This is a genomic window from Pseudomonas sp. DCB_AW (genome assembly GCF_026240895.1).
Classification (GTDB): domain Bacteria; phylum Pseudomonadota; class Gammaproteobacteria; order Pseudomonadales; family Pseudomonadaceae; genus Aquipseudomonas; species Aquipseudomonas kermanshahensis.
Map to the genome: position 1 here is coordinate 147,226 of NZ_JAPFCE010000006.1, position 24,275 is coordinate 171,500.

The 24,275-nt window shown below is 62.9% G+C and carries 22 protein-coding genes, 1 pseudogene and 1 riboswitch; of the genes and pseudogenes, 11 read left to right on the plus strand and 12 right to left on the minus strand.

The annotated features are described in order from the left end of the window. Window positions 1–6 precede the first annotated feature (6 nt). Window positions 7–414 carry a Mor transcription activator family protein gene (locus OO306_RS06695; RefSeq protein WP_027594810.1) on the minus strand — a complete coding sequence of 136 codons (408 nt, stop codon included), beginning with the start codon at window positions 412–414 and terminating at the stop codon, window positions 7–9. 249 nt (window positions 415–663) lie between these two features. Further along, window positions 664–1,122 carry a hypothetical protein gene (locus tag OO306_RS06700; RefSeq protein ID WP_099429510.1) on the minus strand — a complete coding sequence of 153 codons (459 nt, stop codon included), beginning with the start codon at window positions 1,120–1,122 and terminating at the stop codon, window positions 664–666. Between the two features lie 149 nt (window positions 1,123–1,271). On the opposite strand from OO306_RS06700, the gene OO306_RS06705 reads away from it, so the two are divergent. Then, window positions 1,272–1,460 (plus strand): hypothetical protein, encoded by a 189-nt coding sequence (locus tag OO306_RS06705; protein WP_027594812.1) that lies wholly within the window; start codon window positions 1,272–1,274, stop codon window positions 1,458–1,460. Window positions 1,461–1,496: 36 nt separating this feature from the next. Here the strand turns inward: OO306_RS06705 and OO306_RS06710 are convergent, their stop codons facing one another. Continuing rightward, the gene (locus OO306_RS06710; protein ID WP_085273484.1) at window positions 1,497–1,871 is read right to left on the minus strand and encodes a fe2+ zn2+ uptake regulation protein; all 375 of its coding nucleotides are present in this window, start codon (window positions 1,869–1,871) and stop codon (window positions 1,497–1,499) included. A gap of 196 nt (window positions 1,872–2,067) precedes the next feature. Between OO306_RS06710 and OO306_RS06715 the strand changes: the two genes are divergently transcribed. Beyond that, window positions 2,068–4,359: an acylase gene (locus OO306_RS06715; RefSeq protein ID WP_265968143.1), complete on the plus strand. Its 2,292-nt coding sequence runs from the start codon at window positions 2,068–2,070 to the stop codon at window positions 4,357–4,359. A gap of 41 nt (window positions 4,360–4,400) precedes the next feature. Here OO306_RS06715 and lpxH read toward each other — a convergent pair whose 3' ends face one another. Together lpxH and OO306_RS06725 are read right to left on the minus strand one after the other, a co-directional pair. Then, the gene (lpxH, locus tag OO306_RS06720; RefSeq protein ID WP_265968144.1) at window positions 4,401–5,123 is read right to left on the minus strand and encodes a UDP-2,3-diacylglucosamine diphosphatase; all 723 of its coding nucleotides are present in this window, start codon (window positions 5,121–5,123) and stop codon (window positions 4,401–4,403) included. Continuing rightward, a complete protein-coding gene (locus tag OO306_RS06725) occupies window positions 5,120–5,623 on the minus strand; it encodes a peptidylprolyl isomerase (RefSeq protein ID WP_265968145.1) in 504 nt (167 codons plus the stop codon). The genes lpxH and OO306_RS06725 overlap by 4 nt, the downstream gene beginning before the upstream one ends. Window positions 5,624–5,872: 249 nt before the next feature. Between OO306_RS06725 and OO306_RS06730 the strand changes: the two genes are divergently transcribed. Continuing rightward, window positions 5,873–7,576 carry a glutamine--tRNA ligase/YqeY domain fusion protein gene (locus tag OO306_RS06730; RefSeq protein WP_027594817.1) on the plus strand — a complete coding sequence of 568 codons (1,704 nt, stop codon included), beginning with the start codon at window positions 5,873–5,875 and terminating at the stop codon, window positions 7,574–7,576. Window positions 7,577–7,585: 9 nt separating this feature from the next. Next, a complete protein-coding gene (gene cysS, locus OO306_RS06735) occupies window positions 7,586–8,968 on the plus strand; it encodes a cysteine--tRNA ligase (protein ID WP_085273481.1) in 1,383 nt (460 codons plus the stop codon). A gap of 45 nt (window positions 8,969–9,013) precedes the next feature. On the opposite strand, the gene OO306_RS06740 is transcribed toward cysS, so the two are convergent. After that, window positions 9,014–9,901, minus strand: coding sequence for an EamA family transporter (locus OO306_RS06740; protein ID WP_099429508.1), 888 nt, complete (start codon window positions 9,899–9,901; stop codon window positions 9,014–9,016). A 113-nt stretch (window positions 9,902–10,014) separates the two neighbouring features. Between OO306_RS06740 and OO306_RS06745 the strand changes: the two genes are divergently transcribed. Then, complete coding sequence (locus OO306_RS06745) at window positions 10,015–10,860, plus strand: helix-turn-helix domain-containing protein (RefSeq protein WP_265968146.1); 846 nt, start codon at window positions 10,015–10,017, stop codon at window positions 10,858–10,860. On the opposite strand, the gene OO306_RS06750 is transcribed toward OO306_RS06745, so the two are convergent. From OO306_RS06750 to OO306_RS06770, 5 genes are all read right to left on the minus strand, one after another. After that, window positions 10,773–12,164, minus strand: a complete 1,392-nt coding sequence (locus tag OO306_RS06750; RefSeq protein ID WP_265968147.1) for a HAMP domain-containing sensor histidine kinase — start codon at window positions 12,162–12,164, stop codon at window positions 10,773–10,775. The genes OO306_RS06745 and OO306_RS06750 overlap by 88 nt on opposite strands. Then, window positions 12,142–12,822, minus strand: a complete 681-nt coding sequence (locus OO306_RS06755) for a response regulator transcription factor (RefSeq protein WP_027594822.1) — start codon at window positions 12,820–12,822, stop codon at window positions 12,142–12,144. The genes OO306_RS06750 and OO306_RS06755 overlap by 23 nt, the downstream gene beginning before the upstream one ends. 158 nt (window positions 12,823–12,980) lie before the next feature. Then, window positions 12,981–14,000 carry a branched-chain amino acid aminotransferase gene (locus OO306_RS06760; protein ID WP_085273477.1) on the minus strand — a complete coding sequence of 340 codons (1,020 nt, stop codon included), beginning with the start codon at window positions 13,998–14,000 and terminating at the stop codon, window positions 12,981–12,983. Window positions 14,001–14,375: 375 nt separating this feature from the next. Next, entirely contained in the window at window positions 14,376–14,735 is a 360-nt protein-coding gene (locus OO306_RS06765; RefSeq protein ID WP_085273476.1) for a hypothetical protein, read from the minus strand. Next, window positions 14,732–15,109, minus strand: coding sequence for a glyoxalase superfamily protein (locus OO306_RS06770; RefSeq protein WP_027594825.1), 378 nt, complete (start codon window positions 15,107–15,109; stop codon window positions 14,732–14,734). The genes OO306_RS06765 and OO306_RS06770 overlap by 4 nt, the downstream gene beginning before the upstream one ends. A 111-nt stretch (window positions 15,110–15,220) precedes the next feature. Then, window positions 15,221–15,435: riboswitch (cobalamin riboswitch) on the plus strand. Window positions 15,436–15,534: 99 nt separating this feature from the next. Here OO306_RS06770 and cobW point away from each other — a divergent pair. Genes cobW through OO306_RS06790 form a run of 4 tightly spaced genes read left to right on the plus strand, consistent with a single transcriptional unit; the run spans window position 15,535 to window position 22,047 of the window. Further along, on the plus strand, window positions 15,535–16,602 hold the full coding sequence (cobW, locus tag OO306_RS06775; RefSeq protein WP_323055824.1) for a cobalamin biosynthesis protein CobW: 1,068 nt from the start codon (window positions 15,535–15,537) through the stop codon (window positions 16,600–16,602). A gap of 3 nt (window positions 16,603–16,605) precedes the next feature. Beyond that, window positions 16,606–20,367 (plus strand): cobaltochelatase subunit CobN, encoded by a 3,762-nt coding sequence (gene cobN, locus OO306_RS06780; protein ID WP_265968149.1) that lies wholly within the window; start codon window positions 16,606–16,608, stop codon window positions 20,365–20,367. A gap of 1 nt (window position 20,368) precedes the next feature. Continuing rightward, a complete protein-coding gene (locus tag OO306_RS06785) occupies window positions 20,369–21,379 on the plus strand; it encodes an ATP-binding protein (RefSeq protein WP_265968150.1) in 1,011 nt (336 codons plus the stop codon). A 53-nt stretch (window positions 21,380–21,432) separates the two neighbouring features. Next, entirely contained in the window at window positions 21,433–22,047 is a 615-nt protein-coding gene (locus OO306_RS06790; RefSeq protein ID WP_225935652.1) for a VWA domain-containing protein, read from the plus strand. 129 nt (window positions 22,048–22,176) lie between these two features. On the opposite strand, the gene OO306_RS06795 is transcribed toward OO306_RS06790, so the two are convergent. Continuing rightward, window positions 22,177–22,443 (minus strand): hypothetical protein, encoded by a 267-nt coding sequence (locus OO306_RS06795; RefSeq protein WP_013972506.1) that lies wholly within the window; start codon window positions 22,441–22,443, stop codon window positions 22,177–22,179. 342 nt (window positions 22,444–22,785) lie between these two features. Here OO306_RS06795 and OO306_RS06800 point away from each other — a divergent pair, with 342 nt between their 5' ends. Next, window positions 22,786–24,108, plus strand: a complete 1,323-nt coding sequence (locus OO306_RS06800; protein ID WP_027594830.1) for a sigma-54 dependent transcriptional regulator — start codon at window positions 22,786–22,788, stop codon at window positions 24,106–24,108. A gap of 51 nt (window positions 24,109–24,159) precedes the next feature. Continuing rightward, window positions 24,160–24,275, plus strand: a pseudogene (locus OO306_RS06805) (alanine--glyoxylate aminotransferase family protein); the annotation flags it as partial.

Sequence of the window (24,275 nt, forward strand, 5' to 3'; positions counted from 1 at the left end):
TAGCCGTCAGTGGCGACCACTAGGGTTATCGACCAGCGAACACAGGGGGTCCTGTCGGCGGATATTGCCGATCTGCCGCAGGCTCAGGCCGTACTTGTCGGCCAGCAGGCTGCGTGACAAGCCCTCGGCGCTTTCCTGTTGGATCTGCAGGTTGCGCAACTGGCGCATGAAGTGGTCGGCCTTGGGGATTTCCAGGGCAACGCCAGCGAAGCGCTTGATCAGCGCATCGAGCGCGTCGGCTGGGAGCACATCGGCGAGCTTGGTGCGCTCGCGGTGCTTGGGGATGTATTTGGGTCTGCCGCCATAGGCGCAGGTGAGCTGGAATGCATTGTCGATACCGATGCAGTCGATCAGCGCTTGCAGTGAGTGGGGTAACTGGCTGATGTCTATCCGGGTAAGGTCTGGTAACTCCATAAGACGCTCCTTCGTTCGGTGTAGATGCGGTAAGCGATCACCTGCGGCGTTGTGTCGAAGGTGTGACCGAATTCTCAGGTAGAGCCAAGGTGCGTCGCTAGGCGCCATATAGGCTTGGGTTTGTAGCCTCGTTGAACAGTGTTTGCAGGCAGTGATTTCCCTTCTTGTAGGACATGCCTTCAACTATTCGCTGCAGCCGGTGAATTCCCGCTGTGACACGCCATGGCTTACCTGCTGGGTCAGTGACCCTCAGTCGCACGGATAGAGGCTCAACAGGCTTGCGCTTCTCAGGTATGCCTTGGGGGTCGTGCTCATGCCTTGGGGCAGGGCGCGCCAGTCGACCAGCAGGCACAGCGCGTTGAACGCATGCTCGGCGCGTTTTCCTACAATGCGATCGGGAAAATTTCGGCGATAAAGTGCCCGGGTCTGCTTCACTGCGTGCACCTGGTCGGCCTGTGCCAGTGTTTGTCGGGCCAACTCCGGTAACAGGGTTGCCGGCACGGTGAAGTGCACCTGGGAGGCATGAGCCTGCAGGTAACCCGCTTCGCGAACGCTGTACCAGAGTTGCTGCCATTGACTGGACCCGGCGTTGGTCGCCAGTTCACTGCCTAGCTTGAGCAACTGTTCGGGGGGTGTCTGGCGCGTGTCCAGCGCGTAAAGAGGTAAGGGCGTCACAGCAAGGGATGCGAACAGCAGGGATTTGTACATAGTGCCTCCGGCACGGGCGATGAGGGCCCATGCTTTCAGGCGAGTGGCACCACACTAAGCAGGAAATGCAGCGCCAGTGCGGGTGGGCGTTGTATCATTGCCGCGGCTCGTTGCGAGCCTTTTGCCCCTGATGTTGCAAGGAACTTTCAATGACACACGTGCAGCGCCTCAAATATTCACTTCTGATCATCCTGGTAGTACTGGGCCTCATGGTTGGCCTGTCCCACCTGCAAAAGCAGGGCACGATCAGTGAGCAGACCTTCCAGTTGCTGGCGATCGCCATTGCGGTGGTCGTGGTAGTCATCAACGGCATTCTGCGGCGCAAGGTCAAGCCCTGACCTGTGCGGGCCGGCCAGGCGTGGCCGGCCGTACGCTCAGCGCGGGGACGCTTGATCCAGCACGGCGCGGGCCTGGGGGTTGAGGCTGTAGCATTTGTCGCTGCCCAGATTGATGACGCCTTCAGCGCACAGCCGCTTGAGCACTTCACGCACGCTCAGGAACGACAGCGGAATGTCCAGTTGTTCCAGTTGCGCGTGCACGCCACGCACGCCAATGCTGCGGCCATTACGGTCGGCCGCATGCAGCGCATCGATCACCTTCAAGCGGATCAGGCTGGTGCGCAAGCCAAAGGTGCGTAAAAGTTCGCGAATCTGTTCGTTACCGACACGTTCTTCGGCGAAAACGTCCTGTCCCTTGGGCGCTTTGCCGGGTACGCGTGCAGCCTGCATTGAGGGTTGCGGGTTGTACATGTGAATGCTCCTTTTCGTGGACTAACCCGAAATGTGGTTGCCTCACTTACTAGGACGAATGAGAACGGAAAATCTGCAGCCCGCTCGAAAAAAAATATGCCTTTCCTGTTCAAGACGTTCTATCGCCTTGTAATACGTAAAATTTTCATTCAGCCATTCGTCTGATCGGGATGACCCCTGGATCCGAGGTGTGCCCGTGTTCTCAATTTCTCGTCCCATAACCAGCGCAGGCCTGGCGGCTGCGCTGGTCGCCTTCAGCACTGCCGCGCTGGCGCAGCCCGCCAGCACGGATGCCAGTGCCCAGATCCGGCGTACCAGCTACGGAGTGCCGCACATCGTGGCCAAGGATGAGCGCGGCCTTGGGTATGGCATCGGCTATGCCTACGCACAGGACAACCTGTGCCTGTTGGCCAACGAAGTGCTGACGGTCAGCGGCGAGCGATCGCGGCACTTCGGTGCCAAGGCCAAGACCGTCGAGCAACGGGACAACCTTGCCAGCGACCTGTTCTTCACCTGGCTCAATACGCCGAGCGCTGTGGGGGCATTTCTGCAGGCACAACCGGCACCGGTGCGTGACCTGCTCGATGGCTATGCACGCGGCTTCAACCGTGCCCTCGCCGAGCGCCGCAGCCAAGGCCTGCCGGCAGAGTGCGGGCAGGGTGACTGGGTGCGGCCGATCAGCAGCGAAGACTTGGTCAAGTTGACCCGTCGCCTGTTGGCTGAAGGGGGTGTTGGACAGTTCGCCGAGGCGTTGGCAGGGGCACAGCCCCCCTCATTGACCAGCCAGCGCGAGGCCACAGGCTTTGCCACGGCGTTGGCCCGGCAGGAGCGTTTTGCCTCGGAGCGCGGCAGCAACGCGGTGGCCGTCGGTTCGCAGCGCTCGGCCAATGGCCGTGGCCTGCTGCTGGCTAATCCGCACTTTCCCTGGATGGGCGGCATGCGCTTCTACCAGATGCAACTGACCATACCGGGCCAGCTGGATGTGATGGGGGCGGCACTACCGGGCTTGCCTGTGGTGAACATCGGTTTCAACCGGCATCTGGCGTGGACGCATACGGTCGACACGTCAAACCATTTCACCCTTTATCGCCTTCAGCTCGACCCGAAGGACCCGACCCGCTACATGCTCGATGGCAAGTCACTGCCGTTGATGCGGCAGGCTGTCAGCGTTACGGTCAAGGCCGAGGATGGCACCTTGAGCCAGGTAGAACGCCAGGTCTACAGCTCGGAATTCGGGCCAGTGGTGCAATGGCCTGGGCGCCTGGATTGGGACGCGCACGCGGCCTACAGCCTGCGCGACGCCAACCTGGGCAACACGCGGGTGCTGCAGCAGTGGTACCGCATCAACCGCGCCGACAGCTTGGACGCGTTGAAGGGTTCGGTGCAGCAGTTGCAGGGCATTCCCTGGGTTAACACGCTTGCTGTCGATGAGGGGGGCGGGGCGCTGTACCTGAACCAGTCGGTGGTGCCGTACGTCGACCAGCAACTGCTGAGTGAGTGCGGCAACCCCAAGGCGCAAGGGCGCATGGTGGTGCTCGATGGTTCGCGCAGTGCGTGCCAGTGGAAGGTCGACGCGCGGGCGGCGCAGCCCGGCATCTTCCCCGCACGATTGCTGCCGAGCCTCGAGCGCAAGGACTTCGTGCAGAACTCCAACGACCCTGCCTGGATGGCCAACCCGGCTCAGCCGTTGACCGGGTTTTCGCCGCTGGTCAGCCGCGATGACCAGCCGCTCGGCATGCGTGGGCGTTTTGCCCTGCAGCGCCTGCAAGGCACGGCCAAGCTGGGTGTAGACGACCTGCAGCGCATGGTGACGGATGATGAGGTCTACCTCGCGAGCCTGCTGCTGCCGGACCTGCTGGCGTGGTGCAAGGGTGCCGAGGCAGATGTGCAGCCTGTCTGTGCCAGCCTGGTCGCCTGGAATGGCAAGGCAGACCTGGACAGCGGCGTTGGCCTGGTGCATTTCGAAAACATGCTTGAGGCCCTGGTGGCTCACCCTGAAAGCTGGCGGGTAGCGTTCAACCCGGCCGACCCGCAGCATACGCCGCGTGGCCTGGCGGTCGAGCAGGCGGCAGTGCGCAAGCTGCTGCACCAGGCGGCGCTGGCGTCCCAGCAGCAAGTGGCCAAAAGCGGGGTAGGGGGCGATAGCCGTTGGGGGCAGGTGCAGCAGGCTATCGATGGTACGCCGGTGCCTGGCGGGCCGCAGGGGCTTGGGGTGTATAACGCGATCCACAGTGTGCCGCATGGGCCGGGCAAGCGCCTGGTGGTCAGTGGTACCAGCTACCTGCAACTGGTCAGCTTTACCGAACAAGGGCCGCAGGCGCGCGGGCTGCTGGCGTTTTCACAGTCAAGCGAGGCGGGCTCGGCGCATGCGCATGACCAGACCAAGGCGTTCTCGGCCAAGCAGTTGGCAGTGATTCCGTTTACCGAGGCGCAGATAAAGGCAGATCCTGAGTATCGCGAGACAGTGATCAGCGAAGGGGATAGATAAGTGAATCTGGGGCTGCGAAGCGGCCCCAGATTTCCGGGTAGTCAGGAAAACTCGAACGGCGTTAACTGAAAGCCCTGTTCATCGACCTGCAGGGTCCAGCCCCGGCGGTCCCAGTCCCCCAGCACAATGCGCCGTGCCGGTTGCCCGTCCACCACCAGCTTGTGAATCGCCGGCCGGTGGGTGTGACCGTGAACCAGTGTCCTGACACCGTGCGCCGCCATCACCTTGGGCACTTCCTCTGGCGTGACGTCGACGATTTCCGTGGCCTTCATGCGCGTTTGCGTGCGGCTTTCACTGCGTAGCTTGCGCGCCAGCTTGTGCCGCGTGGACAGCGGCAGGTGCCGCAGAATCCAAAGGCTCAACGGGTTGCGCAGGTAACGACGCAGCTTCATGTAGGCCACGTCCCGCGTGCACAGCGTGTCACCATGCATCAGCAGCACCTGCTCACCGCCCAGTTCGACAACGCTCGGGTCGGCCAGCAAGGTGCAGCCTGCGTCATCGCAAAAGTCCTGACCAATCAGGAAATCACGGTTGCCATGCATCAGGTAGACCGCCGTACCGCTGTCGCTCAACTGGCGCATGGCCTGGCAGATCGACTGCTGGAACGGCGTCATGGCATCGTCGCCGATCCACGCTTCGAAGAAGTCGCCCAGGATGTACAGCGCTTTGGCATGCCGCGCACGGCCATCGAGCAGATCAAGAAACGCCCGGGTGATATCCGGGCGTTCTTCTTGCAGGTGCAGATCGGAGATCAGCAGTATCACCCAATGATCTCGGCTTTCTCGATGATCACGTCTTCTTTCGGTACGTCCTGGTGGCCCGCTTTCGAACCGGTGGCGACTTTTTCGATGGCGTCGACGATTTCACGGCCTTCGATCACTTCGCCGAATACCGCGTAGCCCCAACCCTGCACGTTCTTGCCGCTGTGGTTGAGGAAGTCGTTGTTGGAGGCGTTGATGAAGAACTGCGCCGAGGCCGAGTGCGGCTCCATGGTGCGGGCCATGGCGATGGTGTACTTGTCGTTCTTCAGGCCGTTGTCGGCTTCGTTCTGGATGCTGGCACGCTTGTCACGCTTTTCGTTCATGCCTGGCTCGAAACCGCCGCCCTGGATCATGAAGCCCTTGATCACACGGTGGAACACGGTGTTCGAGTAGTGACCGGCTTCAACGTATGCCAGGAAGTTGGCAACGGTCAGCGGGGCTTTTTCGGCGTTCAGTTGCAGGACGATGTCGCCGTGGTTGGTGGTCAGTTTAACGTTGGACATGCTGAAATTCGCTCTTTCAAGGCATTAAGGAATTAGGGTGCGCAGTGCGCGGGTTATCACCTGACGCAGTATCAGGCGATCGCGACACAATGGCGCGCACAGGCCATTTTGCCAGCCTGCGGCAAAAAGCCGTGATAAATCACGCCAGTTTGTCCGAGCCCGGCTGTCAGCAGCTTGACTGCTTCGGCTATGATAGGCCCTTTGATTCAATCGGCCTACCCAGGCCGGACACGTGCATTCAAGGATCCTATGAGCAAGCCCACTGCCGACAACGCGCCCAACGCCGCTGCCAAAGGCGCCCCCGCTGTCCCTGCGAACTTCCTGCGGCCGATCATCCAGGCCGACCTGGACTCGGGCAAGCACAGCAGCATCGTCACCCGCTTCCCGCCGGAGCCCAACGGTTACCTGCACATTGGTCACGCCAAGTCGATCTGCGTAAACTTTGGCCTGGCCAAGGAATTTGGTGGCGTCTGCCACCTGCGATTCGACGATACCAACCCGGCCAAGGAAGACCAGGAATACATCGACGCCATCCAAAGCGACGTCAAGTGGCTGGGCTTCGACTGGGCCGGCGACGTGCGCTATGCCTCCAACTACTTCGACCAGTTGCACGATTGGGCGGTCGAGCTGATCAAGCGTGGCAAGGCCTATGTCTGCGACCTGACCCCTGATCAGGCCAAGGAATACCGCGGCAACCTCAAGGAGCCTGGCAAGAACAGCCCGTTCCGCGAGCGCAGCGTCGAAGAAAACCTCGACCTGTTCGCACGCATGAAGGCCGGCGAGTTCAAGGACGGCGAGCGCGTGCTGCGGGCCAAGATCGACATGGCGTCGCCGAACATGAACCTGCGCGACCCGATTCTTTACCGCATCCGTCATGCCCACCACCACCAGACCGGTGACAAGTGGTGCATCTACCCGAACTACGACTTCACCCACGGCCAGTCGGACGCCATCGAGGGCATTACCCACTCGATCTGCACCCTGGAGTTCGAAGGCCACCGTCCGCTGTACGACTGGTTCCTCGACAACCTGCCGGTGCCGGCGCACCCACGTCAGTACGAGTTCAGCCGCCTGAACCTGAACTACACCATCACCTCCAAGCGCAAGCTCAAGCAGCTGGTCGACGAGAAACATGTCGACGCTTGGGATGACCCGCGCATGTCGACCCTGTCCGGCTTCCGCCGCCGCGGTTACACGCCGGCGTCGATCCGCAATTTCTGCGAGATGATCGGTACCAACCGTTCCGACGGCGTGGTCGACATGTCGATGCTTGAATTCAGCATCCGTGACGACCTCGACCGCACCGCGCCACGTGCCATGTGCGTACTGCGCCCGCTGAAAGTGGTCATCACCAACTACCCGGAAGGCCAGGTCGAGCAGCTCGAACTGCCGCGCCATCCGAAGGAAGACATGGGCGTACGTGTACTGCCGTTCGCCCGCGAGCTGTACATCGACCGCGACGACTTCATGGAAGAACCGCCAAAGGGCTACAAGCGCCTGGAGCCGGCCGGTGAGGTGCGCCTGCGTGGCAGCTACGTGATCCGCGCTGATGAAGCCATCAAGGATGCCGACGGCAACATCGTCGAACTGCGCTGCTCGTACGACCCGGACACCCTGGGCAAAAACCCGGAAGGCCGCAAGGTCAAGGGCGTGATCCACTGGGTGCCGGCCGCAGGCAGCGTCGAGTGTGAAGTGCGCCTGTACGACCGCCTGTTCCGCTCGCCAAACCCGGAAAAGACCGAGGACGGCGGCAGCTTCCTGGACAACATCAACCCAGATTCGCTGCAAGTGCTGACCGGCTGCCGCGCCGAACCGTCGCTGGGCCAGGCACAGCCTGAAGACCGCTTCCAGTTCGAGCGCGAAGGCTACTTCTGCGCCGACCTCAAGGACAGCCAGCCGGGTCGCCCGGTGTTCAACCGCACCGTCACCCTGCGTGACTCCTGGGGCAGCTAAGGAACCGTCGTGCTTAACATCTACAACACGCTGAGCAAAACCAAGGAAGCCTTCAAACCGCTGGATGGCAACAAGGTGCGCATGTACGTGTGCGGCATGACCGTGTACGACTACTGCCACCTTGGCCACGGCCGCAGCATGGTGGCCTTCGACCTGGTCACCCGTTGGCTGCGCAAGAGCGGCTACGAGCTGACCTATGTGCGCAACATCACCGACATCGACGACAAGATCATCAACCGGGCCAACGAGAACGGCGAGACCTTCGACGCGCTGACCGCCCGCATGATCGACGCGATGCACGAAGACGAGCGCCGCCTCAACATCCTGCCGCCGGACCAGGAACCACGTGCCACCGATCACATCGCGGGCATGCACGCCATGATCCAGACGCTGATCGACAAGGGCTACGCCTACGCGCCGGGTAACGGCGACGTGTACTACCGTGTAGGCAAGTTCGTCGGCTACGGCAAGCTGTCGCGCAAGAAGATCGAAGACCTGCGTATCGGTGCCCGCATCGAGGTCGACGAGGCCAAGCAGGACCCGCTGGACTTCGTGCTGTGGAAGGGCGTCAAGCCGGGCGAGCCGAGCTGGGAGTCGCCGTGGGGCCCGGGCCGTCCGGGCTGGCACATCGAGTGCTCGGTGATGTCCACCTGCTGCCTGGGCGAGAGCTTCGACATTCACGGTGGCGGTAGCGACCTGGAGTTTCCGCACCACGAGAACGAGATCGCCCAGAGCGAAGCGGCCACCGGCAAGCAGTACGCCAATGCCTGGATGCACTGCGGCATGATCCGTATCAACGGCGAGAAGATGTCCAAGTCGTTGAACAACTTCTTCACCATCCGTGACGTGCTCGAGAAGTACCACCCGGAGGTAGTGCGCTACCTGCTGGTGGCCAGCCACTACCGCAGTGCCATCAACTACTCCGAAGACAGCCTGCGCGATGCCAAAGGCGCGCTGGAGCGCTTCTACCACGCCCTGCGCGGCTTGCCACGGGTGGCGGCCAAGGGGGGCGAGGCGTTTGTCGAGCGCTTCAGCATGGCGATGAACGACGACTTCGGCACCCCCGAAGCCTGCGCCGTGCTGTTTGACCTGGTGCGCGAGATCAATCGCCTGCGCGACAGCGATCTCGACGCGGCAGCGGGCCTTGCTGGCCGCCTGCGTGAGCTGGGTGATGTGCTGGGTGTGCTGCAGCTGGAGGCCGACGACTTCCTGCGTGCAGGCGCAGAAGGCAAGGTCGATGCGGCTGAAGTGGAAGCGTTGATCCAGGCGCGCCTGCAGGCGCGTGCAGACAAGAACTGGGCGGAATCCGACCGTGTCCGTGACCAGCTGACCGCCATGGGCGTGGTGCTGGAAGACGGCAAGGGCGGGACTACCTGGCGCTTGGCCGACTGATCAATGGCGCGAGGGGCTGCCACGCAGCCCTTTCGCGACACGCCACTAAACAGCAGGCAGCGGTTTTCTCCCCAGCACCGCTCGCCCTTTTTTCATGCCGACCGCCAGCGCTGACAAGATCAGGGCAATACACAGCCACTCCCAGCCGCTAGGCACCTCATCCACGATCAAGGCTGAGCTGACGATGCCGAATACCGGAATCAGCAGCGACAGCGGCGCTACCGTGGACACCGGGTATTCGCGCAACAGGTAATTCCATCCCCAATAGCAGAAGTGCGTCGCGGCATACACCTGGAAGACCAGGGAAAAGACCACGATGGCATTCGTCTGCGCTGCCAGTGCCACGAACGGGGTTGCGCCATGCAGCCACCACGTGAGCGACAGCAAGGGTATTGGCGCAAATAGGCTGGCCCATACCACGAAGGCAAAGATCTCCTTCACCTTTGACAGCTTGATGATGACGTTGCCGATGCTCCAGGCCAGTGCGCTGATCAAGACCAGCAGCAACCCTGTTGTCGTGGTTTTGCCCGGGCTTGCTGCGAGGATGCCAACCAAGCCGGTCGCCGCTAGCACGATGCCGACCAGTTGCGGGCCGGTCAGGGGCTCGCGAAACAGCAAGCAGCCCCACGCCAGGGTAAAGAATGCACTGAACTGAATCAGTAGCGAGGCGCTGCCCGGTGGCACGCCCATGGCGATGCCGAGATTGATCAGTGCCCACATGGCTACGCCGAAGATCAGGCCATAGGCACCTAACCAGCGGACGGCAACCTTGGGGCGCTTGACGAAAAACACCCACGGCAATGCGCACAGCGCGAAGCGTAAGCCGGTGAGCAGCAGTGGGTCGACGTGGGCCAAGCCCAGTTTGGTGATCGGGAAGTTAAGGCCCCATAGGGCTGTGACCAGGACGGCAAGGGTCAGGTGTTTTCTGTGCATGGTTTGGCAATCTTCTGAGGTCGCGGCAGTGCGCCTTGACGCTTCAGTCACTATGCCGCGGTAACGGTTTGGCCCGCTTTCAATTCAAGGTCGAATCCAATTAAAATCAGGCCATGACCTACGTTGAAGATACGCTGTACGACGACACGCCTTGTGATGTGGTGGTGACGAGAAAGGCCTTTGCGGATGGCGAACTGTTCCCGATGCATCGCCATGGTCGAGGCCAGTTTGCCTTTGCCGCTTGCGGCGTGATCACGGTTGCAACCGAATCAGGTAATTGGGCCGTGCCGCCCTTACGGGCCATCTGGGTGCCTGCAGAAGTGGCCCATGCCATGCAGATGCGCGGCCCGGTAACCATGCTCAATGCCTATATTTGCCCGCAGGCCGCCGAGCGGGTGGGGTTGCCTGGGCATTGCCAGGTGTTTGCGGTTTCCCCTTTGGTGCAGCAGCTGCTTGAAAAGGCGATCGAAGTGCCTGCGCAGTACCCCCTGCAGGGGCGTGATGCCTGCTTGATGGGCTTGCTGCTGCATGAGATTGCCGACATGCCGGCGCTGTCGCTGAATGCGCCGATCCCCGAGGAGCCGCGCCTTGCGCGGGCATGCAGAGCGTTTCTGGCGGCGCCTTCGCTGCAAACAGGCATCGATGGCATGGCGGACTGGGCCTGCATGAGCCGGCGCACGTTCACGCGCCAGTTTCGCGTGTACACCGGGATCAGCTTCATTGAATGGCGCCAGCAGGCATGCTTGCTGGACGCCGTGGTTCGGCTTGGCAAAGGGGAGCCAGTCACCCGCGTCGCGCTGGCGCTTGGCTACAGCAGCCCGAGCGCCTTTGCGACCGTGTTCAAGCGCTTGCTGGGCGAGGCGCCCAGCCGTTACTTCGATGCCCCCGTCAATGGGCAATGCAGTACCAGTTTGGCGCCGCCCAGTTCGCTGGCGCCTACCTCCAGCCCAAACCCATGAAGGTCGACGATCGCAGCAACGATCGACAGGCCCAGCCCGAAGCCTGGGTGGCGGTGACCTTCCTCGCTGCGATAAAACCGCTTGAGTACCGCCGTACGTTCCTCTTCAGGAATCCCCGGGCCGCTGTCCTCGATGGCGATGTGCAGGCCTTGGTCGTCCTGCGTCCCCAACACGCGCACGCGGCCACCCTCTGGGGTGAACTTGATAGCGTTGCCCACCAGATTGGCCAATGCCTCGAACAGCAGTTCGCGGTCGCCGTGCAGCGCCGGTAGCTGCGCGGGCTGCTCAAGCTCCAGGCGAATACCGCCATCTTCCGCCAGCGGCAGGTAGAAGTCGTGCAGCTCTACCAGCAGACCATGCGGGTCGAGTTGTACAAAACCTGCACGCCGCTGACGGTCCTCCAGTTCACTGATGCGTAACAAGCCGCGAAAGCGCGCCATCAAGGTATCGGTTTCGCCAATCGCCTGGTCAAGCGCCTCGGCTTGCGCCGAATCTGCGGCACTCTGCTGGCGGATTCGGTACAACTGCGCGCGCAGGCGGGTCAGCGGCGTGCGCAGGTCGTGGGCAATGTTGTCGCACACCCCCTTGACCTCGTGCATCAACCGCTCGATGCGGTCGAGCATGGCATTGACGATGGCGGCAAGCATGTCCAGCTCGTCGCGACGGGCTGACAGCGGCAGCCGGTGGGTGAGGTCGCCGGCGACGATCAACTCGGCCTGGGCCTGAATCGCGCGAATGCGCTTGAGCGGCCTGCGGCGCAGCAGGTACCAGCCGGCAAACCCGGGGATCAAGGTCAGGGAAATACCCCAGAGCAGGGCATGCAGGATGATCCGCGTGACCACGAACAACGAGCCATTGTCCCGTACCAGCACCAGCCAGCGGCCATCCTGCACTTTGATGGCCACGGCGTCGCAGCTGTCGCGTGGCATGTGCGGGTCATCGGCGTCCAGGCAGCGTTTGAGCTCATGCACCTTGCCGTCCAAGCCTAGCTCCGAAGGCAGCGTGCGCAGGCGGCCGCCAAGCGGGTTGAGCTGGGCATCGAACAGGCCGTAGGCATCGAAGCTGCGTTCCTCGAAGGCCTGGCTGGCAATCAAGGCGTCGTCCAGTTGCTTGCCGCTCATGTGTGCGAACAGGTGCTGGCGCTGCAGCATGGAATGGCGAGTCAGTTTGTTCAGGTAGCTGGAGACCTCGAAGTACAGCACCCCCATCAGGATGCTGCTCCAGGCCACGAACAGAAAGCTGTACAGCGCCAGCAAGCGGCTGGTTGACGAGCTCCAGCCCTTAGACGGGTTCAGCAATGGCATAGCCGGAGCCCCGTACCGTACGGATCAGCGGCGATTGGCCGGGCGAGTCGATCTTCTTGCGCAAGCGGCCGATGTGGACGTCGATGAGGTTGGTGCCCGGGTCGAAGTGATAGCCCCAGACTTCTTCGAAGATCATCATCCGCGTGATCACCTGGCCGCTGTGGCGCATCAGGTATTCGAGCAGTTTGTACTCGGTCGGCAGCAGATTGAGGGTGTGCTCGCCGCGGCGTGCTTCGTGGCTGATCAGGTCCAGTTGCAGGTCGGCGACTTGCAGGCGGGTCTGGGTCATCGGCACGCTGTTGCGGCGCAGCAGCACCTCGACACGGGCGGCCATTTCGTCCGAGGCGAACGGCTTGGTCAAGTAGTCATCCCCCCCGGCACGCAGGCCACGCACGCGTTCGTCAACGTCGGACAGGGCGCTGATCATCAGGATCGGCGTGGCGATTTTCAGGTTGCGCAAGGTCGTGACGATGGTCAGGCCATCGACTTCGGGCAGCATACGGTCCAGGGTAATCAGGTCGTAGCCACCGGCAATCGCCTTGGCCAGGCCTTCCCGGCCATTGTCGGCCCAATCCACGTCCAGGCCGTGGCTGGAGAGTTCGGCGACGATTTCCTGGCCGGTGACGGCGTCGTCTTCGATGGTCAGTACGCGTGGCATGCTGGTTCCTGGGCGGCGAATAGAGGCTTGATTGTGCCAAAGAATAGACAAACGGCGATTTAAGAAAAATTCATCTGGCGGTTCGGGCCCGACCCAGCAGCCAAAAAAAAGGGCATGCCATCATCTGGCATGCCCCTTTGTCAGGCTTGCAAAGCGCCTCAGGCGACCTTGACGATCCAGCCTGCTGGTGCTTCGACGTCACCGCTCTGGATGCCGGTCAGCTCGTTGTAGAGCTTCTGGGTTACCGGGCCGACTTTTTCCAGGTCATGGAAGACGTGCAGCTTGCCGTTGTACTCGATGCCACCGATCGGGGTGATTACCGCAGCGGTACCGCAAGCGCCTGCTTCGATGAAACGGTCGAGGTGGTTGATCTCTACATCGCCTTCGATCACTTTCAGGCCCAGGCGCGAGGACGCCAGTTCCATCAGCGACAGGCGGGTGATGCCTGGCAGCACGGAGGCCGATTTCGGAGTTACGAACTCGTTGTTGGCGGTGATGCCGAAGAAGTTGGCCGAACCGACTTCCTCGATCTTGGTGTGAGTCAGCGGATCGAGGTAGATGGCGTCGGCGAAGTTGTTTTTCTTGGCTTCAGCGCCCGGCTGCAGGCTGGCGGCATAGTTGCCACCGACCTTGGCCGCGCCGGTACCTTGTGGGGCGGCACGGTCGAAGCTGGAGATCTGGAAGTTGTGCGGCTTCATGCCGCCTTTGAAGTACGAGCCAACCGGGATAGCGAAGACCGAGAAGATGAACTCGGGGGCGGTGCGCACGCCGATGTTGTCACCGGTGCCGATCACGAACGGGCGCAGGTACAGGGCGCCTTTGCCATGGGGCGGCACGAAACGCTCGTTGGCCTTGACCACTTGCTTGCACGCCTCGATGAACACATCGGTCGGCACGTGTGGCATCAGCAGGCGGGCGCAGCTGCGCTGCATGCGTGCGGCGTTCTGGTCCGGGCGGAACAGGTTGATCGAGCCGTCCTTGCAACGGTAGGCCTTCAGGCCCTCGAAGCACTGTTGGCCGTAGTGCAGGGCAGTGGAGCCTTCACTGATGTGCAGTACGTTGTCTTCGGTCAGGGTGCCCTTGTCCCACTCGCCATTGCGCCATACGGACAGGTAGCGTTTATCGGTCTTGATGTAGTCGAAACCCAGCTTGTCCCAGTTAATGCTCTCGTTACTCATGACACCCTCGATTGTCTTGCAGATGCCCGATCGCTCGGGCTGCTGTTATATGCGCACCACGCCACGATAATACATCCGTCGCGGATCGGGAACGGCCAGTCACGAAACAGCGTGCGATTGGGTAGGGGGAGGGCGTATGTCTGGGGTTTTGCGGCGGCTATGAGGCCGAGCGCCGCCCGCGCGGCGCTTCGCAGCACAAGGCTGCTCCTACAGTCAGTTTCGGGCCAATTATTCCTGAGGCATTGACGCCCGCCTCGATACTGGCCCGAAACAGACTGTAGGAGCAGCCTTGTGCTGCGAAGCCCCGCGCAGGCGGGGCTCGATCTCGAGAGCGCCGAAGACCCTCCGCCATACACCCGGGCCACTACTTCTATCTCAGCGCCCCCGCAACCGCTTACCCCAATCCCCGCCGTGGCTCCGACTACAAGCCTCTTCACTGTCAAACCTCACATGCCAGGCCGGGTGATCCAGCCGTATTCCCACTTCATCAAGCGCCTGACAGGTCAACGCCAGCATCCGCGCTTTGGCCACCCCAGCCAGCGCTGCAGCCTTGTCTGCCTCGCGCTCGAATACCCAGGTAATGCGCAGGCTGGCAGGAAAACTGTCGGGGTCAAGGTGATGGGTAAGCCAGGTGAACCCGACAATCTCTGCCTTGGCCGTTTCGCAGGCTTCCGTCAGGCAAACCACCAGCTCACGCTCCACGCGTGCCATTTCGCGCTTGCCCATGGCCTTCATTGCGCGGCCTCATCATCGATTTGCTGGCAGAAGCGCAGGCGGTTGCCAAACGGGTCATGGACCTGCATCTGCAGGCCCCAGTCCAGGCGTTCGGCTTCGGGGCGGGCGTAGCCGTAGCGTTTGGCCTGAAGTTCGCGCTCGAGGGCGCGCAGGTCGTCGAGGCGGGCGAACACGGTCGAACCCGGGGTGGCATCGCCGTGGTGTTCGCTTAGGTGCAGGATCAGCCCGTCGCGGTGGATTTGCGCGTACAGGGGCAGGTCCGGGCTGAAGCGGTGTTCCCAGTCCAGGCTGAAGCCGAGGAAGTCGAGGTAGAACTCTTTGGCTTTTTCGACCGAGAAAATACGCAGTACCGGGATGGCGGGGGCGAGCGGCATAGGGCGTCCTTGGCCGTTGATGAAGGTGCAACTGTAGCGCAGATGCGCCGATGCTTGTGCGTGTGTCGCGCAATGACCGACGGCAATGGTTGACCACCTGCCAGCCACTGCGTAGCCTTGCCACTTCGAGGTTCTTCGGCCAGGCCGAAGCTAAGACGGGAACGCGGTACAAGCCGCGGCTGCCCCCGCAACTGTAAGCACCGACAACGGGTCGACACAGCCACTGCGCAAGCGCGCGGGAAGGCGTCGCGCCCTCCAGCCCTGCTATTCAAAGCACGGCAGGTACGGTGCGAGCCAGGAGACCTGCCTCGAGGCGATTTCGACTTTCAACCGGGCGGGGTGATCCGGTGGCGAACAAGCCCGGCCGACCTGGCCCGTGGCTTTCGTCCTGCATGCCCGCGCCATCTTGCCAAGGGCATCGCGACATGAAAACACTGGCCAAACTCCCCGTCACCATCGTTACCGGCTTCCTCGGTTCGGGCAAGACCACCTTGCTTCGCCACATGCTCGACAACGCCCAAGGCCGCCGTATCGCGGTGATCGTCAATGAATTTGGCGAACTGGGCATCGATGGCGAGATCCTCAAACAGTGCAGCATCGGTTGCACCGAAGAAGAGGCCAGCGGCCGCGTGTACGAGCTGGCCAATGGCTGCCTGTGCTGCACCGTTCAGGAAGAGTTCTTCCCAGTCATGCGCGAGTTGGTCGCACGCCGTGGCGACCTTGACCACATCCTCATCGAAACCAGTGGCCTGGCGCTGCCCAAGCCGTTGGTACAGGCCTTCCAGTGGCCAGAAATCCGTAACGCCTGCACCGTCGATGCGGTCATTACCGTGGTCGACAGCCCGGCTGTGGCGGCCGGCACCTTCGCCGCCTACCCAGACCAGGTCGACGCACAGCGCAAGCTGGACCCGAACCTGGACCACGAGTCGCCGCTGCACGAACTGTTCGCTGACCAGTTGGCCAGTGCCGACCTGGTGGTGCTGAACAAGGCCGACCTGATCGACGTGGAAGGCCTGGCCAAGGTCCGCGCCGAGGTGGCCGAAGAGCTGCCGCCCGCCGTCAAGGTGATCGAGGCCAGCAGCGGCCGTCTGCCACTGGAGGTACTGCTGGGCGTGGGCGCCGAGTCCGAGGTGCACATCGATGGCCGCCGTACCCACCACGATTCGCACCACGATGGCGATGATCACGACGATCATGACCACGACGCCTTCGATTCGATCTCCATCGACCTGCCAGAAGCCGACGAAAGCCTGTTGCTCGATGCCCTGACCCAGTTGGTGGTCGAGTTCGGCATCCTGCGCGCCAAAGGTTTCGCCGCCATCCCGGGCAAGCCGATGCGCCTGCTGGTGCAAGGCGTGGGTACCCGCTTCGACAAGCACTTCGACCGCGCCTGGCGTGCCGACGAGCCGCGTATCACGCGCCTGGTGCTGATCGGTCAGGACCTGGATGCCGTGCAGCTCGAAGCGCGTTTGCGCCAGGCCTTGGGCGCCTGACCCATGCACCTGCTGCGGACCCAGCCCGGCGGCTTCGTGCCGGATGACAGCATTGCCGACCTCGGCCAGACACCCGCCGAACTGGTGATCCTCTGCAGCGGCGATTCACACCTGGCATTGCTCGCCGATACCGCCGAGCAATTGCCCGAGGACTACCCCAGCCTGCGCCTGGCCAACCCGATGCAGGTGCAGAACCACGCCTCGGTCGACCTGTATGTCGACGAGGTGCTGCGCCATGCCAAGGTCATTTTGGTGTCGTTGCACGGGGGCGTTGGCTACTGGCGCTATGGCGTCGAGCAAATGGTCGCCCTGGCGGCCCGCGGCGTGCAGTTGATCCTGGTGCCGGGCGATGACCGCCCGGACCCTGAGCTGACCGGCCTGGGCACCGTGACCGGCGATCAGGCCGAACGCCTCTGGCACTACCTGCGCCAGGGTGGCAAGGCCAACGCCCTCAACCTGTTCAACTGCCTGGCCAACCAATGGCTGGGCTGTGACTATGGCTGGGACGAGCCGCAGCCACTGCCACGCACCTCGGTGTATCACCCGGCCAAAGGCAATGCGCTGCTTGAGGACTGGTACGCGCAGTGGCACCCGGAGCATCCGGTGGCACCGTTGCTGTTCTACCGGTCACACCTGCAAGCGGCCAACACCGCGTTCATCGACGTCTTTTGCGAGCGTTTGCTGGCGGCGGGGCTCAACCCCTTGCCGATTGCCGTGGCCAGCCTCAAGGAAAGCGCCTGCTTCGAACAGGTCGAAGCCTGGCTGGACGAAGTCGGCGCCGAGGTCTTGATCAACACCACGGGGTTTGCCTTGTCCAGCCCCGAACGCCCCAACCTGCGCCCGTTCCGCCGCGACATCCCGGTGTTGCAGGCCATTTGCGCGCAGGACAACCAACCCGCATGGGAAGCCAGCGAGCAGGGCCTGGGCGCGCGTGACCTGGCCATGCACATCGTTTTGCCGGAGCTGGACGGGCGGATCATCACTCGCCCGGTCAGTTTCAAGGACATGGCCTGGCGCAGTGAGCGCAGCCAGTCCGACGTAGTCTGTTACCGCGCCCACCCCGAGCGCATGGATTTTGTCGCTGAGCTCGCTCGGCGCTGGGTAGAGCTGGCCCGGTTAGCCAATGGCCAGAAGCGCGTAGCGCTGGTGCTGGCCAACTACCCGACCCGTGACGGCCGGATCGGCAACGGGGTAGGGCTGGATACGCCGGCAGCGGCCTTGAATATCCTCAAGGCACTGCAGGCCGAAGGGTATCCGTTGGCGGGCCTGCCAGGCACTGGCACGCAGTTGATCCAGCAGTTGCTGGGCGGCGTGACCAATGACCTCGATCACCTGGACCAACGCCCGTGCGCGCAGAGCCTGAGCCTGGATGACTACCAGGCAGCCTTTTCCCGCCTGCCTGAAGCCAACCGCCAGGCAGTGCTGGAGCGCTGGGGGCCGCCGGAGCAAGACCCGATGTACCGCAGTGGCCGCTTGATGGTTGCGGGCTTGCGCTATGGCCTGACCTTCGTCGGCATCCAGCCGGCGCGGGGCTATCAGGTCGATCAAAGCGCGGTGTATCACGACCCTGACCTGGTGCCGCCACACGCGTACTTGGCGTTTCACTTCTGGCTGCGCCATGCCTTTGCCGCCGACGCGGTGATCCATGTCGGCAAGCACGGCAACCTGGAGTGGCTGCCTGGCAAGGGGGTAGGGTTGTCTGCGCAATGCTGGCCCGACGCGCTGCTGGGCCCGCTGCCGAACATCTACCCGTTCATCGTCAACGACCCGGGTGAAGGCGCCCAGGCCAAGCGCCGAACCCAGGCGGTGATCATCGACCACCTGATGCCGCCGCTGACCCGGGCCGAAACCTATGGCCCGCTGCGTCACCTGGAACAACTGGCGGACGAATTCTACGAGGCGCAGCTGCTCGACCCGCGGCGTGCCCGCGAGCTGCAACGCGACATTCTTGAGCTGGTCAAGGCCAACCACATCGACCGGGAACTGCAACTGGAAGGGCAGCTGGACGATGCCGCTGTGTGGCTGCCGCGTCTGGACACCTACCTGTGTGACCTCAAGGAATCGCAGATTCGCGATGGCTTGCACGTGTTTGGCCAGTCGCCCGAGGGCCGGCTGCGTTTGGACACTCTGTTGGCCTTGCTGCGTGTGGAGCGTGGTGACGGCCGGGGTGGCAATGCCAGCCTGTTGCGTGCACTGGCCAAGGCGCTGGTGCCGGGCTTCGACCCGCTCGATTGCGACCTTGGGCAGCCGTGGCAGGGGCTGCGGCCTGGGCCTTTGCAGGCGATCAGCGACGCGCCATGGCGCACCTGTGGCGATACCCGCGAGCGCTTAGAGCTGCTGGCCTTGCAGGTGATAGAGCAGGCGCTTGGCGGCACGCTGGTACTGCCCGGCTTGAGCGAATGGCAACCGGTACGTGATGTGGTGCAGGCATTGTGTGACGCGGTGGCGCCGAGCCTGGATGCTTGTGGTGCGGCCGAGGTCAACGGCCTGCTGGCGGCCCTGGCCGGCCGTTTCGTGCCGGCCGGCCCGAGTGGCGCGCCAAGCCGCGGTCGCCTGGATGTACTGCCGACCGGGCGCAACTTCTATACCGTGGATGTACGCAACCTGCCTACCACCACGGCCTGGCGCCTGGGTTTTGCCTCGGCGAGCCTGATTCTCGAGCGCCATTTACAAGACCATGGCGACCACCTGCGCCAGTTGGGCCTGTCGGTATGGGGCACCGCGACCATGCGCACCGGCGGCGACGATATCGCCCAGGCCATGGCCCTGATGGGGGTACGCCCGGTGTGGGCCACCGGTAGCCAGCGGGTCGACGATTTCGAAATCTTGCCGCTGAGCCTGCTCGACCGCCCGCGGGTGGACGTAACCTTGCGGGTGTCGGGGTTCTTCCGCGACGCGTTCGGCAACTTGATCCGCCTGTTCGATGCTGCAGTTCAGGCGGTGGCGGCGCTGGATGAGCCTGATGACCTCAACCCGCTGGCAGCGCGCGTGCGCAGCGAGCGTGAAGCTCTGCAGGCGCAGGGCGTGGAAGCCGAGCAAGCGGCGCGCCAGGCGGGCTGGCGGGTATTCGGGGCCAAGCCCGGTGCCTACGGTGCCGGGGTGCAGAATGCGATCGACGGCCACTTGTGGCACAGCCGTGATGACTTGGCTGAGGTCTACCTCAACCATGGCGGCTACGCCTATGGTGGCAGTGATGAAGGCACCCCGGCCCGGGAGCAGTTCGCCCGCCGCCTGGGGCAGGTCCAGGCGGTCCTGCAGAACCAGGATAACCACGAGCATGACCTGCTCGATTCCAACGACTACTACCAGTTCCAGGGGGGCATGCTGGCCGCCTCGGAAACCTTGTCTGGCGCGTCGGTGGCCAGCTACCACGGCGACCACAGCCAGGTCGATCGGCCGCGCATCCGTACCCTCAAGGAGGAGCTCAACCGGGTCATTCGTGCCCGTGCGCTCAACCCCAAGTGGCTCGACGGGGTAAAGCGCCATGGCTACAAGGGTGCCTTCGAGATGGCGGCAACGGTCGACAACCTGTTCGCCTTCGATGCCACCACGCACCTGATCGACGACCATCATTATCAGTCGCTGGCCGATGCCTACGTGCTCGACCCGGCGACCCGCGATTTCATGCGCGAGCACAACCCCGAGGCGCTGCGCGACCTCACCGAACGCCTGCTGGAGGCCCAGCAACGCGGCCTGTGGGAGGCGCCCGGCGATTACCGCGAAGCCCTTGAGGCGCAACTGCTCGACGGCGAGGAACAGGCTTGAAATGAGTGAACCCGTACAATTTCCGCTGGCCGCCGTGGTCGGTGCCGACGCGCTGAAACTGGCCCTGTGCCTGACCGCCATCGACCCGAAGATCGGTGGCGTGCTGATTGAAGGCCCGCGCGGTATGGCCAAGAGTACTTTGGCCCGTGGCCTCGCCGACCTGCTCGGCGAAGGGCCGTTCGTCACGCTGCCGTTGGGCGCCAGTGAAGAGCGCCTGGTCGGCACCCTCGACCTGGACGCTGCGTTGGGGCAGGGCAAGGCCCAGTTTTCACCCGGTGTGCTGGCCCAGGCCGATGGCGGCGTGCTGTACGTGGATGAGGTCAACCTGTTGCCCGATACCCTCGTCGACCTGTTGCTCGACGTGGCCGCCAGCGGCACCAACCGCATCGAACGTGATGGCATCTCGCACCGGCACAGCGCGCGTTTTGTGCTGATTGGCACCATGAACCCGGAAGAGGGCGAGTTGCGACCGCAGCTGCTTGACCGTTTTGGCTTGAATGTGGCCCTCGAAGGCTTGCCGGAGCCCCAGGCGCGCCAGCAGATCATCCGCCGCCGCCTGGCGTTCGACAGCGACCCCCAGGCCTTCTGCGCGCAATGGGCAACTGCCCAGGCGCAACTGCGCCAGCGCTGCCAGCAGGCGCGCCACGACCTCGCCCAGATTGCCCTGGACGACCAGGCCCTGGCCTGGATCACCGAGCGCTGCTACGCCGCCGGGGTCGATGGCCTGCGGGCGGACCTGGTCTGGCTGCGCGCAGCACGCGCGCACTGTGCCTGGCGCGGCGGCGAGGCCATTGATGAAGCCGATGTCGAGGCGGTGGCCGAGTTCGCTTTGCGCCATCGTCGCCGTGTATCGCCCCAGCAGCCGCCGCCTTCGACACCGCCTCAGACGGGCCAGCAGAGCGCAAGCAGCCAGGGCAGCCAAGGCGGGCAGGGTGACTGGGGCGCGCTGCCACCACAGCCAGTGACCAGTGGTGCGCGCCGTGAGGTGCCGAACTGGGCAAAAAAGCCCTGAGCATCCGCCAGCGAAAAGCCCAAGGGACGGATGCCAGGCCACGTGCAGGGCAGTTGAAAGGTGCCAGCCGTGGCCGTGTACACAGCACCACTTCGGGCCGAGTAGCCTGGCTGCCGACTTTGCTCAAGGGGCGGCCACGGCTGCGTGAAGACCTCTGCTGGCAACAGCGCAAGGCTCAGCCTGGCGAACTGTGGCTGGTGATCGTCGACGCCTCGGCCTCAACCCGCCGCCACCAGGCGCTGGCGCAGACCAAAGGTTTGCTGGCAGCGTTGTTCGACCAGGCATACCGTCAGCGGGCGCGGTTGGCCCTGCTGACAGCGAGCGGGCAGACGCCGCAGTGGCAGCGACACGGCCTCAAGGCCTCGGCGGCCTTGCAGCCCTGGTTGCAAGCACTGGGGGCAGGGGGCGGTACACCGTTGATCGCCGCGTTGGAGCAAGCGCGGCAGTGGCTGCAGGCGCGGCAGCAGGCCCACCCTCATGAAGCTGTGCGCTGCCTGGTATTTACCGACGGTCGGCTGCAGCACTCGGATAACGTGCAACCGATGGGCTGTGCCACGCTACTGGTCGACATGGAGCTGGCGCCCGTTCGTCTGGGCCGTGCGCAACAATTGGCTGCGCAACTGCAGGCCGATTATCAGCACCTGGAACACTTCAAGGTCGTGGATTGAATAACAGTGCGGCGTGATACTGCGACACAATGTCGCAATAAGGTGTCACAATAAGAAAAGTTGCAGCGGCAGCAACTGAGAAGTTGCACAAGTGCGTGGCAGGGCACGCACTTGGAGGGGCAATCGCAATTACTTCGGCATCGACCACGGTTGCAGGTCATAACCTTTTTCGCACAGCTCGGCGCGCACTTCCTCGATCAGGCTGGCCCATTGCGCAGGGTCGGAATAAATGCGCGAGGACACTTGCTTGCTGCCGATGCGGGTGCTGGTCCGGTCGATCACTGCCAGGCTCAATTCACCAGTACCATTGGGCGCATCCCAGGCTACGCACTGGAAAGGTTCGAAGGCGTGGTCGGCAATCAGCAGTGCTTCGTTGACACGGAGCGGGGCATTCATGGTTCGGTCTCTCTATGGTCCCAAACATCGAAGTGAAGTCCGCGTTGCTTTAAATTCGCCTCAATCATCGCGATATGCAGCGCGGGGTTATGTGTACTGATGCTCGTTGTCCGGGGGCAAGTCACACATTGGGTGTAAAAATTTGTTTCAAGGTTGAATCCGTTCTTGCCTGCGCCGCCATGGGATGTCGATAAAGTGCGAAAATTCCCGTCAGGGTTTGTAAAAAAATGATTCGGCAGACAGACGGTACTGGGCACCGTCAAGTTCGTTGCTACTGTTAATTGGGCGCCACAACTTGCTGTTTTACTTCACAAAACCAAACTCTGGCGCCAAGGAACGGTCATGCAGCAACCCGCTTCCCAACGCCGTTTGCTCATCGTCGACCCCTGCGACGACTGCCACCGTTTATTGCCAGGCCTGCGCAGTGCCGGCTGGGATGTGGACAGTTGTATGCTCGGCGCTGCCCTGGACCACGCCTGTGATGTCGGCCTGCTGCGGCTGCAGGCGTCGCACCTGCGCCATCCCGACGCGGTCAAGGACATGATCAAGCGCAGCAATACCGAGTGGATCGCCGTGCTCAGCGCCGAGCAGTTGCGCATGCAGAACGTCGGTGATTTTGTCTGCGAGTGGTTTTTCGACTTCCATACCTTGCCGTTCGACGTTTCCCGCGTTCAGGTTACCCTCGGGCGTGCCTTCGGCATGGCGCGGCTGCGTGGCAAGGGTGCGGTGCGGGTGGATGACTCGGTTCACGAGTTGCTGGGTGAGAGCCGGCCGATCCGCGAGTTGCGCAAACTGTTGGGGAAACTGGCGCCCACCGAGTCGCCGGTGTTGATCCGTGGCGAGAGTGGCACAGGCAAGGAGCTGGTGGCGCGCACCCTGCATCGGCAGTCGCAGCGGCACGATCAGCCGTTCATCGCGATCAACTGCGGGGCGATACCCGAGCACCTGATCCAGTCCGAGCTGTTTGGGCACGAGAAGGGTGCCTTTACCGGTGCGCATCAGCGCAAGGCCGGGCGAATAGAGGCGGCGCATGGCGGTACCTTGTTCCTGGACGAGGTGGGTGACTTGCCGTTGGAACTGCAAGCCAACCTGCTGCGCTTTCTGCAGGAAAAACACATTGAACGGGTCGGTGGCAGCCAGCCTATCCCCGTGGATGTGCGGGTGTTGGCGGCCACCCACGTGGACCTTGAAAAAGCCATCGAACAGGGCCGCTTTCGCGAGGACCTGTATTACCGGCTGAATGTGTTGCAGGTGGTGACGGCGCCACTGCGAGACAGGCATGGTGACCTGTCGATGCTGGCCAGCCATTTTGCCCATTTCTACAGCCTGGAGACCGGGCGCAGGCCGCGCTCGTTCAGTGACCATGCGTTGGCGGCCATGGGCCGGCATGACTGGCCGGGCAATGTGCGTGAGTTGGCCAACCGAGTGCGGCGCGGGCTGGTGTTGGCAGAAGGGCGGCAGATAGAAGCGCAGGACCTGGGCTTGCAGATCGAGCAAGAACAGCAGCCGCTGGGTACGCTGGAGGAGTACAAGCACCGGGCAGAGCGCCAGGCTTTGTGTGATGTGCTTAACCGGCACAGCGACAACTTGAGCATCGCTGCGAAAGTACTCGGTATTTCGCGGCCGACGTTCTATCGGCTGCTGCACAAGCACCAGATTCGTTGACGCCTGCCTGTGTAGGAGCAGCCTTGAGCTGCGAAGAGGCCGGTGGCAGCACTTTGGGTTGATATGGACAAGTGCGCAGTCGACCTGCTGATCAGCGCACCGCAGAAAGGTTGGAGCGCCTCCCCTTGCTGCGCGCTGGTGATGCTCAGTGCTTTGGCCCTCGAGCG

What these genes read in the sequence shown, in the direction of transcription:
- OO306_RS06695 (WP_027594810.1), bottom strand. Translation starts at nt 414, where the DNA reads ATGGAGTTACCAGACCTTACCCGGATAGACATCAGCCAGTTACCCCAC.
- OO306_RS06700 (WP_099429510.1), bottom strand. Translation starts at nt 1,122, where the DNA reads ATGTACAAATCCCTGCTGTTCGCATCCCTTGCTGTGACGCCCTTACCT.
- OO306_RS06705 (WP_027594812.1), top strand. Translation starts at nt 1,272, where the DNA reads ATGACACACGTGCAGCGCCTCAAATATTCACTTCTGATCATCCTGGTA.
- OO306_RS06710 (WP_085273484.1), bottom strand. Translation starts at nt 1,871, where the DNA reads ATGTACAACCCGCAACCCTCAATGCAGGCTGCACGCGTACCCGGCAAA.
- OO306_RS06725 (WP_265968145.1), bottom strand. Translation starts at nt 5,623, where the DNA reads ATGTCCAACGTTAAACTGACCACCAACCACGGCGACATCGTCCTGCAA.
- OO306_RS06730 (WP_027594817.1), top strand. Translation starts at nt 5,873, where the DNA reads ATGAGCAAGCCCACTGCCGACAACGCGCCCAACGCCGCTGCCAAAGGC.
- OO306_RS06740 (WP_099429508.1), bottom strand. Translation starts at nt 9,901, where the DNA reads ATGCACAGAAAACACCTGACCCTTGCCGTCCTGGTCACAGCCCTATGG.
- OO306_RS06745 (WP_265968146.1), top strand. Translation starts at nt 10,015, where the DNA reads ATGACCTACGTTGAAGATACGCTGTACGACGACACGCCTTGTGATGTG.
- OO306_RS06750 (WP_265968147.1), bottom strand. Translation starts at nt 12,164, where the DNA reads ATGCCATTGCTGAACCCGTCTAAGGGCTGGAGCTCGTCAACCAGCCGC.
- OO306_RS06755 (WP_027594822.1), bottom strand. Translation starts at nt 12,822, where the DNA reads ATGCCACGCGTACTGACCATCGAAGACGACGCCGTCACCGGCCAGGAA.
- OO306_RS06760 (WP_085273477.1), bottom strand. Translation starts at nt 14,000, where the DNA reads ATGAGTAACGAGAGCATTAACTGGGACAAGCTGGGTTTCGACTACATC.
- OO306_RS06765 (WP_085273476.1), bottom strand. Translation starts at nt 14,735, where the DNA reads ATGAAGGCCATGGGCAAGCGCGAAATGGCACGCGTGGAGCGTGAGCTG.
- OO306_RS06770 (WP_027594825.1), bottom strand. Translation starts at nt 15,109, where the DNA reads ATGCCGCTCGCCCCCGCCATCCCGGTACTGCGTATTTTCTCGGTCGAA.
- cobW (WP_323055824.1), top strand. Translation starts at nt 15,535, where the DNA reads ATGAAAACACTGGCCAAACTCCCCGTCACCATCGTTACCGGCTTCCTC.
- cobN (WP_265968149.1), top strand. Translation starts at nt 16,606, where the DNA reads ATGCACCTGCTGCGGACCCAGCCCGGCGGCTTCGTGCCGGATGACAGC.
- OO306_RS06785 (WP_265968150.1), top strand. Translation starts at nt 20,369, where the DNA reads ATGAGTGAACCCGTACAATTTCCGCTGGCCGCCGTGGTCGGTGCCGAC.
- OO306_RS06795 (WP_013972506.1), bottom strand. Translation starts at nt 22,443, where the DNA reads ATGAATGCCCCGCTCCGTGTCAACGAAGCACTGCTGATTGCCGACCAC.
- OO306_RS06800 (WP_027594830.1), top strand. Translation starts at nt 22,786, where the DNA reads ATGCAGCAACCCGCTTCCCAACGCCGTTTGCTCATCGTCGACCCCTGC.